Origin of the sequence: Shewanella sp. CAL98-MNA-CIBAN-0140, from assembly GCF_040309905.1 — a bacterium.
In the GTDB taxonomy this organism is placed as follows: domain Bacteria; phylum Pseudomonadota; class Gammaproteobacteria; order Enterobacterales; family Shewanellaceae; genus Shewanella; species Shewanella psychromarinicola.
The window spans coordinates 1-14,505 of sequence record NZ_JBEOPI010000009.1; the positions used below are offsets into that span (position 1 = coordinate 1).

14 protein-coding genes are annotated in these 14,505 nt (G+C 38.3%); 5 read left to right on the plus strand and 9 right to left on the minus strand.

The window, feature by feature from the left end; all coding sequences use genetic code 11:
- Nucleotides 1–29: 29 nt before the first annotated feature.
- The 7 genes from AAEY93_RS06395 to AAEY93_RS06425 all read right to left on the minus strand — a co-directional run bounded on the left by AAEY93_RS06395 (nt 30) and on the right by AAEY93_RS06425 (nt 4,667).
- A complete protein-coding gene (locus tag AAEY93_RS06395; protein WP_351075509.1) occupies nt 30–359 on the minus strand; it encodes a CpaB family protein in 330 nt (109 codons plus the stop codon).
- Nucleotides 360–392: 33 nt separating this feature from the next.
- A complete protein-coding gene (locus AAEY93_RS06400) occupies nt 393–602 on the minus strand; it encodes a hypothetical protein (RefSeq protein ID WP_351075512.1) in 210 nt (69 codons plus the stop codon).
- Nucleotides 602–1,264 carry a hypothetical protein gene (locus tag AAEY93_RS06405; RefSeq protein WP_351075515.1) on the minus strand — a complete coding sequence of 221 codons (663 nt, stop codon included), beginning with the start codon at nt 1,262–1,264 and terminating at the stop codon, nt 602–604. The genes AAEY93_RS06400 and AAEY93_RS06405 overlap by 1 nt, the downstream gene beginning before the upstream one ends.
- Nucleotides 1,264–2,172, minus strand: coding sequence for a hypothetical protein (locus AAEY93_RS06410; protein ID WP_351075518.1), 909 nt, complete (start codon nt 2,170–2,172; stop codon nt 1,264–1,266). The genes AAEY93_RS06405 and AAEY93_RS06410 overlap by 1 nt, the downstream gene beginning before the upstream one ends.
- Nucleotides 2,172–3,743 carry a hypothetical protein gene (locus AAEY93_RS06415; protein WP_351075520.1) on the minus strand — a complete coding sequence of 524 codons (1,572 nt, stop codon included), beginning with the start codon at nt 3,741–3,743 and terminating at the stop codon, nt 2,172–2,174. The genes AAEY93_RS06410 and AAEY93_RS06415 overlap by 1 nt, the downstream gene beginning before the upstream one ends.
- 108 nt (nt 3,744–3,851) lie before the next feature.
- Nucleotides 3,852–4,322: a hypothetical protein gene (locus tag AAEY93_RS06420; protein WP_351075523.1), complete on the minus strand. Its 471-nt coding sequence runs from the start codon at nt 4,320–4,322 to the stop codon at nt 3,852–3,854.
- Nucleotides 4,323–4,391: 69 nt separating this feature from the next.
- Nucleotides 4,392–4,667 carry a pilus assembly protein gene (locus AAEY93_RS06425; RefSeq protein WP_351075525.1) on the minus strand — a complete coding sequence of 92 codons (276 nt, stop codon included), beginning with the start codon at nt 4,665–4,667 and terminating at the stop codon, nt 4,392–4,394.
- 325 nt (nt 4,668–4,992) lie between these two features.
- On the opposite strand from AAEY93_RS06425, the gene AAEY93_RS06430 reads away from it, so the two are divergent.
- Nucleotides 4,993–6,441 (plus strand): DUF4892 domain-containing protein, encoded by a 1,449-nt coding sequence (locus AAEY93_RS06430; protein WP_351075527.1) that lies wholly within the window; start codon nt 4,993–4,995, stop codon nt 6,439–6,441.
- A 209-nt stretch (nt 6,442–6,650) separates the two neighbouring features.
- Here AAEY93_RS06430 and AAEY93_RS06435 read toward each other — a convergent pair whose 3' ends face one another.
- Nucleotides 6,651–7,094 (minus strand): DUF2057 family protein, encoded by a 444-nt coding sequence (locus AAEY93_RS06435; protein ID WP_351075530.1) that lies wholly within the window; start codon nt 7,092–7,094, stop codon nt 6,651–6,653.
- 587 nt (nt 7,095–7,681) lie between these two features.
- Here AAEY93_RS06435 and AAEY93_RS06440 point away from each other — a divergent pair.
- Nucleotides 7,682–11,116 carry an EAL domain-containing protein gene (locus AAEY93_RS06440; RefSeq protein ID WP_351075533.1) on the plus strand — a complete coding sequence of 1,145 codons (3,435 nt, stop codon included), beginning with the start codon at nt 7,682–7,684 and terminating at the stop codon, nt 11,114–11,116.
- A 113-nt stretch (nt 11,117–11,229) separates the two neighbouring features.
- On the opposite strand, the gene pyrC is transcribed toward AAEY93_RS06440, so the two are convergent.
- Entirely contained in the window at nt 11,230–12,267 is a 1,038-nt protein-coding gene (gene pyrC / locus AAEY93_RS06445) for a dihydroorotase (protein WP_124014202.1), read from the minus strand.
- 215 nt (nt 12,268–12,482) lie between these two features.
- Here pyrC and AAEY93_RS06450 point away from each other — a divergent pair, with 215 nt between their 5' ends.
- The 3 genes from AAEY93_RS06450 (at nt 12,483) to AAEY93_RS06460 (ending at nt 14,483) form a co-directional block, all read left to right on the plus strand.
- Nucleotides 12,483–13,490 carry a WD40 repeat domain-containing protein gene (locus AAEY93_RS06450; RefSeq protein ID WP_232772084.1) on the plus strand — a complete coding sequence of 336 codons (1,008 nt, stop codon included), beginning with the start codon at nt 12,483–12,485 and terminating at the stop codon, nt 13,488–13,490.
- 222 nt (nt 13,491–13,712) lie between these two features.
- A complete protein-coding gene (locus tag AAEY93_RS06455; RefSeq protein ID WP_101032858.1) occupies nt 13,713–13,994 on the plus strand; it encodes a DUF134 domain-containing protein in 282 nt (93 codons plus the stop codon).
- Between the two features lie 45 nt (nt 13,995–14,039).
- Nucleotides 14,040–14,483: a transcriptional repressor gene (locus tag AAEY93_RS06460; RefSeq protein ID WP_101032859.1), complete on the plus strand. Its 444-nt coding sequence runs from the start codon at nt 14,040–14,042 to the stop codon at nt 14,481–14,483.
- Nucleotides 14,484–14,505 lie beyond the last annotated feature (22 nt).

Here is a 14,505-nt window from a genome sequence, read left to right on the forward strand (position 1 = left end):
TAAGTGATTTATTACCTTGGCATGCCGATCTAAAAGCTTGATGATATCGGGCTCCACCGCTTAATTGACCGCTTACCCTCATACACACCAAAATCTCCAGGGGGAACAACTGATAGCGATAAATATTCAGCATTGACATCAGCTATTGCCATATTGCCTGAAGAAACAACATCTCCCATCATGACATCCGTCGCGGCAACAACAATTGAGACAGTTTCAGGCTCAACGCCTCGTAATTGATTTTTTAGTATTTCTTCTTTATTTTTTAAATAATTGTTAGCAAGCCAAAAAGCGATAAAAGCAATAAATATTGCAATAAATAGCATTAACCAACTACTTTTTGATTTTTTAAATGACACAAAGTACTCCTTTACTTTTATTATTATTCTTTGTTATTTCTTAACAATAATTTCTTTACCTAACTGAAACTGACTAAGTGACTGAGCATACATATATCCAGCATGCTCTTTTTTCACTGCTTCAATCAAGATGGTGACAATTGATTTATTATCTGCATAAGGTGTAAAAAACACCCCCACCAAAACAATAATTCCGATTAGATATTCAGTGATACCAAACCCTTTCACTTTACTCATTTTCATTAATTATCAATCCTAACGGCCTGAATATTTGATTTCTTATTATCTTTTAAAATCACAACGTTCAAAGTGCTATTGTTTTTAGCAAGAACCAGTCCAGCTCTATTCTTTGAACTCTTTTCCTCATATTGTATTTTCCAACCTTGCATACTAAGAATTCTTCTATAATATTCAAAGTTACTATTTACTGATTGACTATTAGTTAACAATAACATTCTAGATTTTCTTCCTGCTTCATTTGTTCTTATATCATTGGCCACTTTCGTGTTTTTAGGCATGGGGAAACCATCACCTAATAGCTTTAACTTTTTTGATTGCACGCCTGGAAGATTAGATAATGCAATAAAACCAGTAATACTTAATTTGTTTTCTTTAAACTGAACAGTATATAAAATACCCTCTTTCAAATGAGAATAAATTATCCACTCACCATAATGTGAAGTCTTAATCTCACCATCCCACTCTTTTGTATAAAATGCCAAAATATCTGTTGCTGATTTATTGGTATCGAAACCAGAAATAGACATGGTTACAGAGTTATAATTCATTTCATCAGCAACAACGTGAAGCTTAAAAAATTTCGGGATGGGAAAATGCACACTCATCGCATAAACGGGAGCAATAAATAAATATACTATTGTCAAAAAGATAATATTTTTTTTCATCAGTAGTTGTGTCCTAACTTCTTTAATTTTTGTTTTAATCTTTTCTCACAATTTTTAGGTGTACTAACTTTTCCTTTTTTATTAAATGACCCCAACCTGACACAAGGGACTGCATCTGGTTCAATCTTGCCTAAATCCATCCAGCCTAATTCTTTTGCTATTGGTATTATTTTCAGAACCTTAAATAGCTTTTCTACACCCATAGCATCCATCGCTGCTGTTATGGGGACTAAGTATTTAAGTTCTTCTTTAACATTTTCAGGACCTCCCATAGACCAACCTTCTGCTAATAGCGCGTTGGTTCGTTCCATATTAATCACTTTATCACCGAGTTCAGGGAACCAATCGTACATCCTGATACCTGTTCTAATAGTCGTTTGGTACAATCCTTTTTGATTTAACTCAAAGCCAGGAGCAAGTGTTAGCACCTTACTTACCACTCCAGTAAAATGTGCAGAATTAGGCAGTGAATGCTGTGCAGTTGCACTGCCAACATAGGTAGCTGGACTATTTTTTGGTTTGGCGAACATTGAAATGCGTTTATTGGAAGTAAGATCATTCACCATGAGGTTTGGGTTGAGCTCTTCTGTCACTTTATCCGTAGCTTGCGCTAGATATATTGGTGTTTTTGCTGCAGATAAAAAACGATTTTGTATCTCATGCTTTAGCTGTTCATCTGTTTTAACGGGGGCATAACTGTCACGATTTTTAGGTTTTTTTTGATAATAGGCGACGCGTTCCCATACGGCATAACGAGAAGCTTGCTCTATGTATTGCTTTGCTTCAATAAACTTAAACATTAACGGCATTAATAAGGTTAATGGGATTAGTACAAAACCGCTTATAATGGCAAATTCGGCTAATATTGCTCCTTGTTGCTGAGACTTATTACTTTTTCTTGTTAACATTAGAGTTTCCCTAATGTTAACAATAGCTGAATTATATTATCGTTATTTTTTTGTAATCGTGTTTGCCAAAAAGGGTTGTATAAGTTGCCGTACTCCTTAAGCCCATCTTTTCTACCCCACGTTATCATCCATTCTTTATTGCTATTCCCTGATAACGATTCATCAGGGCGAGAAAAATAGCTCTGTGCACTGGCTAAGGCGTAGACTTTATCGCCAGGTATCCCACCGTTTTCTTCTATCGAAAACTGATTGGTTCGGTTATAACTGGCATTTGTACTATCGATGGTTTTTTGCGTTCTCAGCTTGTCTTCCCCCTTGGACAACAACACACTAAACATCGGTCCATCCGTGGTTCTATCATTACTTTTTAAATCAATAAATTGTTTTATACCATCGACATTTTTAATGTTGTTGTAAATATCACCCTTTTTCTCTCCTTGAAGAAGAGTTGGGTATTTCACTAAGTCAGCTGCATTTTTATTTTTATAAGATGCTCCCCAAGCTGAAATTTTACTTCCGCTGTTATAATTAATTTCATTCCAGTTGTTTTGTTCAAATTTACTTTCTAGTACTTTTTTCCGTGAGTCATAATTATATTGAGTAGTATTTAATTTTTTATTAAGTGCATGAGCAGCTCCCCAGCCTAATGGTAATAATTCACTAGTGTGGGTTTTCCAGCCAAACAGTTTTTTGGGGTAGCGATAACTCCACCATAAACTAAAAGTATCTAGTGACGTCCAGCTCCATACATATTTATTATTTTTTTTACTCATCACATAATCAGTACCGCCATACTTTGGCCCCCAATATTTAAGCCTAACAGGCCAAGGAACTACGGTGATTTTAGGGATCACATTATAAGCTCGATTTGCCATCATCTTGTCTCGAGAGTCATTGACCGTATTGGCCATTTCTGCAAATCGTTGGGCGGTCAGCTTTTTATTTTTTATATTATCTCGTTTATTATATTGAGTATGACCTTTATAAGCTTTAATAAAGCTTTGGATGTTATAAACGGTACTGAGGGCATTGGCACTGACATCAGAGTCATTTTTAGCGATAATATCATCGTAAATAATTTTACCACTGAGTAAAGTCATTTCATGGTTGGCTGCTTGCATTGAATATAACAAGCCAATCAATTTATCTTCAGCAAAAATAAATTTATTACCAAAGTTTTGAATGATATTTTTCAGTTGGGTTGTGGCTTTATAAACAATTTCGGTGATTTGCTCTATCAATTTACCAACATAGGGAATAACTTGGGCAAAATCGCCAAGAGTTTCCAAGTTACCAGCAAACTCTTGTACCATATTCGCCCAAGACGCTAATGCGACCATTTGGCCTATTGCCACTTGATTTGCGACCATAGCGCGATTAGTGATAGCAATTATGTTCATATCTCGCGTCACCATAGTTGCTGTGCTGTAGGCCACATTATCGGCAGTATTTTGCATTCTTATTCGCTCAGAAGCGACAATGCCGGTATCATAAAGTGAGAATATAGCAAGGGCTACAGCGGCAAAAACGGCTAAAAATAGCACGCTGGCATAACCATTTTTCAATGCCATTAATCTAGTGCGTTGTGATAAAATATGATTTGGATGACACTCCATGTCATTGACTCGCTTAGCATATAATTAGCGTTATGTTGAATATATATAATTTGATAATATCAGTTAAAAATCAGCAAAATGTTTGGGGTCTTGGTCAATACACCAATCCCAAGCAGCTTGGGTTACAGGTGACTCGTCACTGGTTTTATCACCGTCAGCTAAATCAGCCATTTCAAAGGCCAGATCCATTATTTTCTGATTAATCACATCACGAAAACTATCATTATCCACGGGATAAAGATCAAGGATTATCTCACGCGCAAACCCTGGTTGCTCTTTGTTATTCTTTACCCCTAAAGCCATTCGAAAAGTAGTTGGCGCCATCGTTGCGCATTCATACCACTGATTATCTTTATTTATCAGGTCTTGATTGTTAATACCACTTTGTATACTTTCACTTAGTTGCTCCCTATAAATATTACTGTCAAAGTCCCACGGCATTTGTTTTTTTTCTGTGGCGTAACTTTGAGCACAACAAAATAGTGAGGCAATCACTAAAGTGAGTTTTAGTTTAGAAAGCGGCTTGGTTGACATAAAAATCTCTTCGTTTAAATAAAAAATCAGTGCGGGGGACCCGCACTATAATGTAATACTGTTTTTCAATTAATTCTTAATTGATGATCCTGCAGTCGCATTGTATTTATCTAAACCACCTTCTTTCGCGGCAATTGTTACAGCTTCTTTACCTTGCTTTGTTGCTTGATTCGTAGCCTTGGTCGCTTCAGAACCACTACCGCCTAACTCAGCCGCCATTGATGCTGTTTGATTACGAACAACATCGCCGAACATGGTAAATGCACCAATAGCAGCAATAGCGATTAATGCCACAATAATAATATATTCGGTCATACCTTGACCTTTTTGTTTCAACTTGTTCACCTTCGAACCTCCAATGTTAAAGTTAAGCATTTATTGAAAAAGCAATATTTACGACCTGAAAATTATTGCACAAAAATAAAACAAATCAATTATCACTTGATACTATAAAAAAATAAAAACCTATACTATATAATGTGATAATGCCAATTAACTTAATAATTAGAAAAAATATGGGAATTAATATCACTTAAATTCACGCTATTGATTCTAATTTCTTCATAAAAAATTATTATCTGATAATATTATGTATAAATTGAAATATTACGTCATGCTGTTTGATTTAATTTAATCTTGCCACCATCAACATACACAACAGGGAGTTAATATGTTAAAACCCGCGTTAATGTCATTAGCAATCATCATTTCGGCTATGCCAGCAATGAATGCCTATTCGGCGACAACACATGAATTGTTTTCTGAGCCTAAAGAGGTTAAAAAAACAGAGAATGAACTTCGGCATTTCACGCCGGTGCAATTGATCACATCAATTGAAGACAAAAAAATTTTTTCCAAAGAAGTGAAAGGCAAACTGACCAGAACCAACTATGAACTGCCGCCGTCTTATACGCCAGCTCATTTAATCAATAACTATAAAAATCAGCTCAACGCGCTAAATGCCGAGATCCTCTTTGAATGCGAGCAAGCAAGTTGTGGCGATGAAGATAAGTTACAGCAATTTATTAAACCGCTAGAAACAAATTCACGAAAATCTCCATCAGTGTTAACAGCAAAAATCACCTCACCTAAAAAACAAGTTTACGTATCGATATATGCGGCTAGTTGGGCTCGTTACACCAATTTAGAGTTAGATATTGTAGAAGTCATCGACGAACCATTAGATTTAGTCACCACTAATCAAGGTTATTTATCACAAGAAGTGAGTGAAATAGCGGTAAAAGACAATAGCAACAAAGATGAAAAAAACTCCGCTGATCACCCTATGTTGACTCGCATTCCTGGCGCATATATCGATGAGTATACCACCCATAGTTTTGGGGAAATTGCCGTATTAGTGGGTAAGAATGGTAGCAAACTTGAGACGCTAATATTAGATGGTAAAATCACCGATATTGGCTACGTGTTACCTCGAACTTATTCTGAATACGAGATTAACGCAAATTATCAACATGCGTTAAATAAGCTCGGCTTTAACGAAGTTTATGCCTGTACAGGTAAGCAATGTGGCAAAAAAACAGAAATGTATGACGCCCTAAAATTACTAATGTCCAACGGTATGGACGACAGCCAGTTTTATCGTCTGTACAAGTTAGAAAGACCGGAAGGTAATGTTTATGTCATGGTATATGTGATTGGCTATTCTAGTCGACTATCAGCAGAAGTCCGGATCATTGAAGAAACCACGTTAAACAATGATCGCGTGGGTATTGATTTGCAGGGATTAACCGACGAGATAGCTAAAACGGGCCATGTGGCGCTAGACGGTTTGCTATTTAAATATGATAGCGATGAACTATTACCAGAAGCCTATCCGATTGTAGAACTTGTGGCTCAATACCTACAAACACACCCTAAACAGTTATTTTATGTGGTAGGACATTCAGACGACCAGGGCTCACAGGCTTATAACCAAACCTTGTCAGAAAAACGTGCAACGGCAATTAAATCCCGTTTGATCAAACAGTTCTCTATTTCTGCACAACAAGTTGAAGCAAAAGGGGTTGGTGAATATTCACCTATCGCTAATAACTTTGATGACGCAGGCCAAAAGCAGAATCGACGAGTTGAGTTAGTGATTCGTTCGGACAATAAATAGCATCAATTCAGGATAATTAACAGTGATAAAACTGAATAAGCAGTCATAAAAAAGTAGCCTTGACGGTAATGCCGTTTAGTTAACAACAAACTATTGGCTAATCTACCTAATACAGCCGTCTAAATCCGAGTGAATTTAACACACTCGGATTTTTTATGGACATTGCTATTGTGCTCGACATTATCAATGATTGGGAATCATTATAAAATTTATTTTAATACCAATTTAGTTAATAACTGCAACTGAGTCATTAATGCGACATCTTTATGATGTTGACCATTGATACTTAATGTCACTTGCGGATTGTCTAAAAACTCACGGGCGTCTTCCTCACTATAAATAACAGGCGTTGCGAGCTCATAACGCTGATTATGATCCACATTTAATGTTAAGTATAAGGGTTCAGAACGAACCCAACCTCCTGAATCATCAGCATTGTCTTGAAAAATATCTCGATAGTTAATTTCAACCAATTGTTGTCCATGGTTAAGCCCAATGGTATGTTCAAAACTCACGTTTTTACCGTTAATAGTTTCGACTATTATGGAGTCCGGTACAGTAATACTAGACGCTTGAGCTGACGCGCCGAATAATAATGCTAAGCCGATTGTGATAGAGCTGAGTAGCGTTTTAGCAGAAAATGAAGTCGTCATAGTCATATTCATCCATATTTCATACTTAACGATTAAGTATGTTGGTCATAATTTAATAGACCTCGAAATATGCCAATAACTTTCAATTTTTTATATTAAAAATACCTTAACAAAAATGAGTGCCTTTCATTAATGGTTATCTTATTGTATTAATAATGGTTTATTACTCAGATTAATACAGAGATAATATTACGTAGACAAAATGAGTCAACCGTAATGATAATACCAGGCTATTGACAGCTCCTTATCAACAGAGCCAAATTCAAATAACATACGGGTCTTTCAATAACGTGTTATTTATCCACAGCATAGATTTTTCCTTTACCAACGGCTACTGCCGATGAAACCAGATATTCATATTGCAGATCTAATCCGAATATGAAGAATGAGTTGAAAACCCACCGTTTAATGACTTGACTTTACTAGTGGCTTGATAAAATAATCTGATCTAGATCCAACCATGACCAGTGTGTGCCATACTCGGCCACAATATTATTAACATAATGATAAAAATAGACTAATTTTTTATTATTACCCAACTTGAGCTACAGTTAAGCAAGGCAACGCCCTTATTATGTGGAGAAAAAATGGATAGTTTTTTCAGTTTGATGAGCAACGCCGTATTGTTACTGGCTCTTGTGGTCATTTATGACGTCATTACCTTACAAAGGCTAACGCCCGATAAATATAAAAATGTCTTGAGTGGCATTTTTATCGGGATGATTGCGATCAGTGTAATGAATAATCCTTGGGAGCTTAGGCCTGGGATTGTTTTTGATGCTCGCTGGATATTATTAAGCTTGAGCGGTTTATTTTTCGGTTTTATTCCGACATTAATTGCCACTATCCTCGCGGCTTGCTTTCGTATTTATCAGGGCGGAGCAGGTTTATACGTTGGCACATTGGTTATTTTCATCAGTTCTGCCATTGGTTTAGGCTGGCGATACTGGATGCAACATTCAAACAAACAACCCAATTGGCAAAACCTATTGGTTATGGGGATTGTGGTCGAGCTTGCCGTTTTATCGAGTTGGTTATTAATGCCTATAGCAGATAAATACGACATCATGCTTACCATTGGTCCTACATTACTCACCGTTTACACTTGTGGCACTATGCTACTTGGATTACTGCTTAAAAAACATCAACAAAGGCAACAATTAGCACAAGAATCACATCATAATAAATCGCTCCTCGAAGCCGAAAAAAACCTGTTACAAAGCATTATTGATGGTATTCCCGATATTATTTTTTATAAATCAACCGATGGCATTTATTTGGGCTGTAACAAGGCTTTTTCTAATCTGTTGCAACTCAAATCAGAGCAAATAAAATATCATAACGATTATGACTTATTTGATTGCCAACAGGCGGATAAATTTATCAAAGCGGATCAGTTTGTGTTGCAAGAAAATCAGTCGTGGATGGATGAAGAATGGATCACGACACCAGATGGAGTTGAGCATATATTTAGAACCCAAAAAACACCTTTTACTCATTTATCCGGCAAAATTCAGGGCATTGTTGGCGTAGGCCGAGATCTGGCCGCTCAAAAGCATATCGAAAAACAATTACGTCGCAGTGAAATCACTTATCGCAACATTATAACGACTGCCCAAGATGGTTTTGTCATTGTGTCGGTCGATGGCAGGATAATAGAATCAAATCAGAGTTTCGCCAATATGACGGGGTATACTCTAGATGAATTACTCGATAAGCCTATTAATCAAATTGAAACCAGTGAAAAACATCAGTTTTCAAGCCAAAATATCCTTACAGCAAAGCAAACTAAAACCATCAATTATACTTCGCTGCACAAACATAAGCTGGGGCACTTGTTTCATGTTGACGTGAATATCAGCTTTTGGGATGGTGATGACAGTATGTTTTTCTGCTTTGTTAAAGATATTTCAGAGCGAATTAATGCAGAGCAAAAGCTGCTAAACAGTGAATCTAAATTCAGACAAATCTTCGAAAAAATCCCCTCGATTTCGGTGCAAGGTTATGATAAAAACCGTTCGGTTATTTTTTGGAACCAAGCCAGTGAAAGCCTTTATGGCTATTCAAAAGAGCAAGCATTAGGTCAAAAACTCGAAAATCTAATTATTCCATTACCCTATAAGAACCACGTAATTGACAACATCAATGCATGGATTAATGATGGTATCCCCATTCCCGCTGGAGAGTTACTCCTTAGACGTGCAGATGGCAGTAGTGTCGCGGTTTATTCATCCCATACGTTAATCAATAACACAGACAACGAAGTGGAAATGTACTGCATCGACATTGATTTAAGCGCTCAAAAAAAGGCTGAGGAACGAGCCCTCACGCTGTCACAAGCAATAGAACAAAGCCCTATCTCAATGATATTAACCAGTATCGACAGTAAAATTGAATATGTTAATAGTGCATTTGAAAAAATTTCTGGCTACACCGCAAGTGAAGTCATTGGCCAACCGGCTAGCATGTTAAAGTCGGGGTTAACCCCTAAATCACTTTATAAAGAATTATGGGATTCGATTTCTCAAGGACATGCGTGGCAGGGTGAACTGCAAAATAAAAAGAAAAACGGTGAGATTTTCTGGGAACATGCTCATATCGCACCCATTTTTGACAATGCGGGCATCACCAAACACTATTTGGCACTAAAACAAGATGTAACGTATTACAAACAGCAAGAAGAAAAAATCCTCCATCAAGCTCATTACGATAGCTTAACAGGCTTGCCAAATAGACTGCTCTCCCTTGATAGATTGTCGCAAATGCTCAAAGACGCTTATCGTGCAAAAAACAGTGTGGCAGTACTGTTTTTAGATTTAGACGATTTTAAAAAGGTTAATGACACCTTGGGCCACTCTGTTGGTGATGAATTGTTAATTAAAGCGGCTGCAAGGTTAAAACACTCCATTAGAGACAATGATGTAGTGGGTCGGTTAGGAGGTGATGAATTTATCATTATACTGAGCAACATCAATAATCCCGCTGACGTTGAGATCATTGCCACTAAACTGCTCAAGAAATTTCACATTCCTTTTAGACTCGAAAGCCGTGAGTTAGTGTCAACTATCAGTATTGGTATTGCACTTTACCCGCTAGACAGTGAAGACCCTAAAGAATTACTAAGACAGGCAGATTCTGCCATGTATTATTCAAAAGACCGCGGCAGAAATACCTATAACTTCTATACCCATCAAATGAACCACGATATGAATCGACGCCTTAGGGTTGAAGAGCAATTACGAAGTGCATTGAAGCGCAAAGAGCTCGAGGTTTATTTTCAACCCTTTGTAGACATTAGAAGTCGTAAAATCATTGGCGCAGAAGCGCTGCTTAGATGGAATAGTGATTTACTTGGCCAAGTCACTCCTGATGAATTTATTCCTATCGCAGAACAAACGGGATTGATTGTCTCTATCGGCCAATTTGTTATCGAGAACGCATTTACTGCAGCCAAAAAATGGCAGCTCGAATTTAATCCTCATTTTAAAATAGCCATTAACGTTTCTCCCAAACAATTCCGAGAAAATACCTTTGTTGATATGCTTAAAATTCAGCTAGATATACACCAAATTAATGCTACTTCTGTAGAACTTGAAATCACCGAAGGGGTACTACTCAGTGGCGATCCTATTATAGACAGTAACTTAAGCTGGATTAACGATATTGGTGTCAGTATCTCGATGGACGATTTTGGTACCGGATATTCGTCACTCAGTTATCTGCGCAGTTACCCTTTTAATACCTTGAAAGTAGATAAGAGCTTTATTCACGATATAACGGTTGATCCGGGCGATCTGGAACTGGTCGGCGCGGCGATAGCAATGGGACATGGGCTCAATTTAACGGTCGTTGCAGAGGGTGTTGAAACAGAAGAGCAGTATCATCTGCTCAATGCACTGAAATGTGATTACGGCCAAGGTTACTTATTTAGTAAGCCATTACCTCGAGCTGCATTTGAAGAGCTGTTAAAGACACAGGCAAAAAATAAAAGACCGAATAAGAAGCCCTTATTAAGGCGCTGATCAAAATGCCTATCAGCAAACTGACAGGCATCAATAAATCTGCTTCGCGATAAGAGTTCTCGGTTAACCACGCGCTATTGAAAATAAGCACGCTTAGCGACTTAGCGATTAAACTAAGTCGTTTTCACTTTCCAATTCACTTTTTGTCCGGCAAAAAATGGCACGATAGGATTACCGTTAGGTAAAATAATCTCTTCTGGCACAACCCATTCTTGTTTCACTAATGTCACGGTTCCGGTATTACGAGGGAGACCATAAAAATCGGCACCGTATAAGCTGGAAAACCCTTCGAGCTTATCTATAACACCTAAATTATCAAACACTTGAGCGTATAATTCTAATGCACTCCATGCACTGTAACAGCCTGCACAGCCACAAGCGGACTCTTTACGGTGTTTCTCATGGGGGGCTGAGTCGGTGCCTAAAAAGAACTTACTTGAACCAGTCGCTACAGCCGCTTGCAAAGCTTGCTGGTGAATATTACGTTTCAGTACCGGTAAACAAAAGTTATGCGGGCGTACGCCACCGACTAACAAGTCATTGCGATTTAACAGTAAATGCTGTGGGGTAATAGTGGCGGCAACATTGGTTGAAGCGGCCGCAACAAACTCAGCGGCTTCTTTAGTCGTGATATGTTCAAACACCACTTTGAGGCTGGGAATTGATTCGACAATGCGCGATAAGTAACGATCAATAAAGAGCTTTTCGCGATCAAAAATATCGATATGCGCTTCGGTCACTTCACCGTGAACCAATAGCAACATGCCCTGCTCGGCCATAACCTCAAATATCGGAAACAACTCATCCAATGCTTTTACCGCCGCATCTGAGTTTGTAGTGGCACCTGCTGGGTATAACTTCCCCGCGACAACACCTGCCGCTTTAGCATCGATAATGTCTTGTGCTGAGGTATTATTGGTTAAAAATAGGGTCATTAACGGCTGAAAATCACTTCCGATTGGGCGAGCCGCTAAAATACGATCCCGATAAGCAACCGCCATCGCCGCTGTCGTTACTGGCGGGACTAAATTAGGCATCGCAATCGCGCGTTGAAACAAACGAGCCGTAGCAGGAACCGTCTCACCGAGCATATCCCCATCACGAAAATGAAGATGCCAATCATCGGGAGTCGTTAAGGTAATTTGGGTCATGTGGGTTCCTTGGCTTAAATAACAGGTTGTTAGTGTTATTGTGCCTGAAATCGCTTTTTCTTAATAGATGCATAATTTGAACGCAGACTTTGCTATATCAAAAAGTCCTAGCTTATCGCTAAATAGAGTGAGATGTTGCATAAGCAGTGAATAAAACCAGCGGTATGGCACTATGCTATTATGTTGAAAGTATCATTTTTTATAAAGGAATTATATTGTTAGCCAACGCCAGATCTAGCTTACCGCGCAATGTGTGCCTTATTAGTGCAATCATGGTGACGATGATGGCTATCTCAGGCTGCAATCAAGCTGTGGTCATGAAAAGACCCGATAACATTCAGCGACTCGTTAACGAAACGCTCGTTGATGGCATACTGTCAACGGATGCCAGTATGGCGGTTACATTAGGCAGAAGCCGCACATTATCGATATGGAATGTAGCAACAAGCCAATTATTACACCAATGGTCTGACGATGACTTTGATGACACTAATTATCTGCTGGCGTTGTCAGGTAACAAACAATACCTTGCCACTGCAGGCAAACAAAAAATTTCTATTTTCAATCTTGAAACGGGCAAATTAGATATACGTTGGCCTGCGCAGGGGTTTAATCCCGATGCCAGTATTTCGAGCCTTTTTCTGAGCCAAACAGGCAGCACTATTTTAGTGGGGATGAATGATGGTTCAATTACTGTGATACAAAGAAGCAGCATGACGATGTCATTGTTTAAACAACACAGTGCTGCCGTTAATCATATTGAGCTCTCTAATTTTGAACAACAGGTATTATCGACTGGGCTTGATGGTGATGTACACATTTGGGCCACTTATAACGGTGAGCTCATCAGCAGTTTTTCCCGCCCTCAACGGATCACCAGCGTGAGTTTTGATGAAACTAATCGACGCTTATTTATTGCTGATGCACTCGACAATAATGTCATTATCGATACCCAAACTACGCAGCCAGTGAGCCATCTTGATTACCTTGAACGTTATCGCTATTTTCGACAGGCTTTATTCACCAACCATGGCAACAACTTAATTACCGCAACCTCAAAGCAAAGTGTTATCTATTGGGATGCCTCATCGGGAAAGGAGCTTTCTCATTGGGATATCACTGCCTATAACGCTGGCACAACGGTATTTTCAATGGTGATCAAACCTAATGGTAAGCTATTGACCTTAAGCTCAGACGGCGCACTTGAAACATGGAGCTTGTGAGTTAACCTTAGCTTGGAATAATAAGCCCAAGCGTTAACGACTATGCACATTAATTTTAGCCTTTATCATTATCTGAGTTACCTACGGTGACATAATAGATATCATTAAATGTCATTGGTCATGTCAAAGATCAGTTTACATATCACAGTAAAAAAAAGAATAGATCTTGCAAGTGCGAACTAAATTCAGTATATATAGCATATGCCAATAATGAGGTGTTACATGGCAAGACCAAAAATTCCCCGAACCATATGTGGCCAAGCAGCCAATATTTGTTTTAAACCCAATGGGATTCCGATGGCACAGTTAGAACAGGTGCCACTTGCTGAAGATGAAATAGAGGCTTTGCGCTTAGTTGATTTGCTCGGAATGCAGCAACAAGAAGCCGCTAAGTCAATGGGAATATCCCGCCAAACGTTAGCTAACTTGGTTAAAGGGGCTCGATATAAGGTGGTTGATAGTTTAATCAATAGCAAAGCCTTGATGACAAAAAATATCAACTAAAAATTAAACACTGGTAACACGTATTGACGTGTTTAGGTAAGTCTAATGCAAGCAGTATTGAAAGACTCTGGCCTCAAAATAACCACTCAAAGATGTAAGTTGCTTGAGTTTCTAACTCAAGTCGATGAGCAGCATTTAACAGTAGAAAATATCTATCAAGGCTTAAATGCGCAGGGAGAGACCATAGGTCTCAATACTGTGTATCGAATTATGGCGCATTTTGAGCAAGCAGGCATAGTCGTACGACGACTATTTGAGTCTGAAAATGCTGTTTATGAACTCAATAATAAACCGCGTCATGATCATTTAATTTGCTTAACCTGTGGCAAGTTAACTGAATTTACCGACCCCTTGATTGAGCTTCGTTTAGGCTTAGCAGCAGAACATCACGGTATGATTATTCACCACCACAGCCTCAATATGTATGGTCACTGCTTTGATTGCCAACAAGCACTTAATAGCCAGTCTGCTAGACAGAAAGTCGACTAGATAGCCGCTAGGTTAATATTAA